1 protein-coding gene is annotated in these 5,373 nt (G+C 40.5%); it reads left to right on the forward strand.

Annotated elements, in window-relative coordinates:
• Nucleotides 1–190 precede the first annotated feature (190 nt).
• The coding region (locus tag HW45_RS03215) for an Ig-like domain-containing protein (protein ID WP_038224709.1) at nt 191–5,373 on the forward strand (5,183 nt) is incomplete at its 3' end.

Genomic DNA, 5,373 nt, shown 5'->3' on the forward strand with positions numbered 1-5,373 from the left:
TAATAGCATAGCTAGCGATGTAGAGTGTATTAGCACTGAAGTTAGAGATCTTTCTAAACAGTCTATAAAAAACAATAATAAATTGTGTGAAATGGATGAACGAATAAGCAGTATGCAAATAGTATTTGCTACTTATAAGAAAAAATTATTAAAGCTATTTGTATAATTGCAGAATATTACAGGATTTATGATGAACAAAATTAACGTAAATAATTTGAACGATGTCCAAGTGATAGGTTTGGATATAAAAATCAAAGGCGAAAGTGGCGAAACCAAAATTATAAATGATGGTGTCGCAAAATTGCTTAAAGGTGAACTTTCAATTTCTGGCGTCGATGGAACAGTTTTTTCAAAGGGCGACATTTTAAGTCAGGTAAATATTGAAGGAGCGTCTTCAGTTTTAGTTCCAGAAATTATTCGTTCAAATAAGGACTCTATACAGAAAAAACCTTCCTCGGATAGCAGTACGATTCAAGATTCCGATGGTTCAGACCAAAAAGAACAGCTCGAAATTATCAAGCAAAAGTTAGAAGAGCTTAAAGAGTTGAGGTCTCAAATTGAGAAGGAAAAACAGAATGCTGAGGAAGCACAAGACAAGGATAAAGAAGAAGATTCCGCTTCAAGTATAGAAGCTTTAAATTCATTGGTAAATCAGATAAATAACAATATCCTAGTCAAACAAGCGACGGCGGATTTAACGAAAGGACAGGATGACACTCAAGAACCTTCAGCCGACGAACAATTAACCGGACAAAAAAGGGGTAGCGACGAATTACCAGCAACTAGCACTTCTAGTTCGTCTTCTAATAATGCTAAAGCTGTGGAAGAGAAGTCTAGCGATAATGAAAAATCTAATGTATTACTAAAGTTAGGTCTATCCACTAACTCAAACAGTGGTAGCAAAGATGATTTTATTACAAATGTTAACAAGCCTTCTTTTGAAGGTACAACTCAAGCTAATGCCCGTATCCAAATATCTGTAAATGGTGAAACTGTTTCTGCCGTAGCCGATTCTGCTGGTAAGTTCATTATTCCATTAAAAACGAAATTGGATGATGGTGAATATGTTGTAACTGCTGCTGCTTCTAACAGTAAAGGCGAGCATGCTAGTATAACTGAAAAATTGGTAATTGATACTATCCCGCCAGAAGGAACATTATCGTTAAAGGATAGTCGCGTCCTAGATTCTGGGGATGTGATCACAAAAGATAGTCATCCTATTTTCGAGGGCACAGTGTCAGGTGACCCAAAGACAGTCACGCTTCTTCTTGGTGAGAAAGCGTACTCTCTTTCTGCGCAAAACGGTAAATTCTCATTTACATTTCCTGAAAACCTAGATGATGGAAGCTATAATTTTACTCTTTTATTGGTAGATGAAGCTGGTAATGAAAGTAGAATTGAGAAAAACGTTTCTATAGATACAATAAATGATTTCAAAGTTTCATTGCTAGATTCCTCTGACTCGGGCGTTAAGTCTGATTGGATTACTAATGATGATAAACCGACTTTCAAAATAGACTTTGAACCAGGTTCTCAAATAAAACTAATAATTGACGATAGAGAGCGGGAGATTGATATCAAGGGTGAGTCCCCGGCATTATTTACAATTTCTTCAATCCTATCTGAGGGACCTCATAAAGTAGAGTTTATATCCGAGGACTTGGCTGGTAACAGGGTAACTAATACTCATGAACTAATTATAGATAAGACAGCTCCTGATTTTTCTTTTGCTGGGGCACAAGTCGGTGCTAGTTCTGATACTATAATTACACAAGGTTTTACAAGTAATAATTTGCCCTCTTTCCTAGGTAAAGGTGAGCCCGGTGCTATAGTTCATCTTGTCGTTGAAGGTAAAGAGCCAATAGAGACTGTAATAAACGACTCTGGTACCTGGTCTTACGAACCTAAAGATACTTTTTTAGATTCACATTACGTAGTAACGGCTTTCGCTGTAGATAAAGCCGGAAACTCTTCTACCCATAGCACAATACAATTTACAGTAGATACCGTAGGCCCATCAATTACAGGTAGACTTGATTCCTCTTCTGATTCGGGTATTTCTTCTAATGATAGTATTACATCTGACACTTTATTGAAGTTTACGGGGAGGACTGAAGGAAATATAAAAGTTAGATTGGTTATCAAAGAATTAAATTTTGATCAGGAAGTCTATTCAAAGTCTGATGGTACTTATGAGTTTAATGTTAACGCAGAAACAGAAGGTAACTACAATTACTCTATTGTAGCAGAAGATAATGCGGGTAACTTGAGTGCATCTCCTGCTAGGGGGTTAGTCGTAGTAGACAAACATATATCTGCTTTTTCAGTGGACCTAACATCTGATAGTGGTAATTCTCACGACAATATCACCAGAGTTTCTGCCCCTAGCTTCGGTGGTATTGGAGAATCTGGTGCAAAGATTACAATCTCGGTTCTACAAAATAATAATGAGGCGATACCAACATATGGTCCGGTTTCTGTTAACTCTGAAGGTACTTGGGAAGCTACGTTACCAGAACAACTAGCAGATGGTGTTTATGATCTGCGTTTTATGATACAAGATGCTGCAGGTAACACTCAAGAAGTCGATACATCGATTACGATAGATACAAAAAGTGAGCTTACGGCATCTTTAGATGTTGCATCTGATAGTGGTTTTTCTAGTCATGATCTTGTCACAAAAATTGATCGACCGATTTTCTCTGGGGTAGCTGATAAAGACTCTCAGGTATCGTTATCTTTATTTCAAGGAAATGATGCAAATGTTATAGCTATTAGTACTACTGCTAACGATGATGGGACATGGTCAATAAAAGTTCCAGCTGAATCAGCTTTAACAAAACAAGGGACTTGGAACTGGTCGGCAGTTTCAGTTGATGTGGCAGGGAATACTTCGAATACAGTCAATGGTGAATTCCGATTCGATAATATTGCCCCTACAAGTACTATCGAACTTCTATCTAAAACGGGTTCGGATGAAGTACATACAAATGTGCTGAACCCAAGTTTTGTTATTTCTTCAGAGCCCGATGCAAAAGTAACATTATTTGTATACAACGCTTCAGGTAAGGTTGTCAGTAGTAATTTAGTGGACAAGCATGACTTCACTATTGGGAGAGATGGAAAGGCAAATTATACACTTCCTAGTCTTAGTGAAGGTGATTTTGCCTATCGCTTAGAAACAGTAGATGCAGCTGGTAATAACAGCTTGTCTGATTATCAGTATTTGACAATTGATAACACCCCGCCGGAAGTTGGCACTATCTCATTAGTTGATGCTTCAAATAGCGGCGACAAGAACGACACTATTACTAATGAAACACAGCTTTCAATTAAAGGAAACGGAGCAGAAATTGGCAGTTACATTACATGGTCTGTGATAGATAAAGATACTGGTGAAGAAATTTCGTTACCGTATGAGTCTTGGAAGGTAGAGAGTGAAAATTGGGTAAATGCTATTCCACATACTTTCGATAGTGACGGTAATTACGAAATTAGTATATTTGCAAAAGATTCCGCCGGTAACACATCTAGTGTTCAGTCTTTGGAAGTTACGATAGATACTCATGAGCCCACTTTAGGGGGGATAGGTCTTAAGGCAGGAAGTGATACCGGCTTTGATAATTCCGACTTTATCACTAAAGAGTTAAGTCCTACTTTTATCGGTTCTAGTGAAAAAGGTGCTGAGATCTCTCTTTCATTATATAAGGGTGACGCGCTTTTAGATACCCAATCAACTTTGGTCACAGACGATAGTGGTATGTGGGAGTTGAACTTTCCTCAGTTAAAAGACGGAACTTTTACTTGGAGTATTGTTGCTACAGATGCAGCAGGCAACACAAAAGAGCTAAATGCTTCGACTCAAACCATAACAATTGATTCATCTTATGAAGGTGAATCTGCGAGCTTAGCTTACGCATCAAATAGTGGTTCAAGGGATGATAACGTAACTAAGTTAAAAGATATTGAGTTGTCTGGGAAAGGAGAGATAGGGTCGCGTGTTGAGCTTATTTCATTAACAGACCCATCTGGGAGAGCATTATCCGTAGCGCAAATCACACCTGTTGAAGTGAGTAAATCAGGTGATTGGCATATTTCCCTACCTCCATTGTCTCTTGAAGGAAGTTATAAATGGACAGTTCAGTTTACGGATGTTGCCGGCAACACTGAAAAACTTTCTGATACGGTTCAATTAGATACTTCGATTTCAGAGTTTACTGCGCTACTTGCTACAGATACAGGTTCTCTCAATAATGATGGTGTTATTAATATCGACAAGCCAACTTTTCGCGGTAGAGGTGAAGTTGGCTCTGAGGTAACTATTGAAATAACGGAACAAACATCTGGACATGTAATAACTCAGACAGCTTCAGTGTCTAACGATGGAACTTGGGATCTTACGTTGAAGAACCCTTTAACAGAGCAAGGTACCTACTCATGGACTGCAAAAATAGTAGACATTGCAGGAAATGAAAAAACTACCCCTCCGACGAATCTGACATTAGATACAGTAGCTCCTATTCTTCTTAGTGCCAAGATGGATACACACGGTGCTTATGATGCTGACCCGATAGAAATATCGACCGGGCAGCCTCAATTTAGTGGCATAAGTTCTGAGAGCGGCAGTAGAGTTCATGTCGAAATCTTTACGGTAACGAGTGGCATTATTAGTGGTAATCCTTTTCATGTCAGTAGTCCTAAAACCGCCAATCCCGACGGGAGTTTTACTCTAAACCTCGATATGGATTTACCAGAAGGTGAATACCGTTGGAAAATCTTTAGTTCTGATGTAGCAGGCAATAGTTCTAGCTCAGGTTTCAGTGCATTCATCGTCGATAATACTCCTCCACAAGAACCAAATTTACTGACGCTGATGACGGACTCTGGAGACAACAGTGATAATGTGACCAACGTGACGAAACCAACGTTAGGGGGGCACTCGAATGAGGCGGCGCTCTTGACGGTGGAGATTTTGGGTGCGGATGGTCATGGCGTGCAGACGCTGACGCAAAGCGTGACGGCGAATGAGACGTGGAGCGTGGCCGTGCCTACTGAGCTGGGTGATGGGGAGTACACTTGGCGCGTGCAAGCGACGGATGCGGCGGGCAACAGCTCGGCGTTTGTGTCGGGGCCGAAGTTTGAGGTGGACGCTACGGCGCCAGTACTGGATCACTTAGCGCTGATGACGGACTCTGGTGACAACAGTGATAATGTTACCAACGTGACGAAACCAACGTTAGGGGGACACTCGAATGAGGCGGCGCTCTTGACGGTGGAGATTTTGGGTGCGGATGGTCATGGCGTGCAGACGCTGACGCAAAGGGTGACGGCGAATGAGACGTGGAGCGTGGCCGTGCCTACTGAGATGGGGGG

Source organism: Vibrio sp. ER1A, assembly GCF_000733315.1.
GTDB classification, from domain to species: Bacteria; Pseudomonadota; Gammaproteobacteria; order Enterobacterales; family Vibrionaceae; genus Vibrio; species Vibrio mediterranei.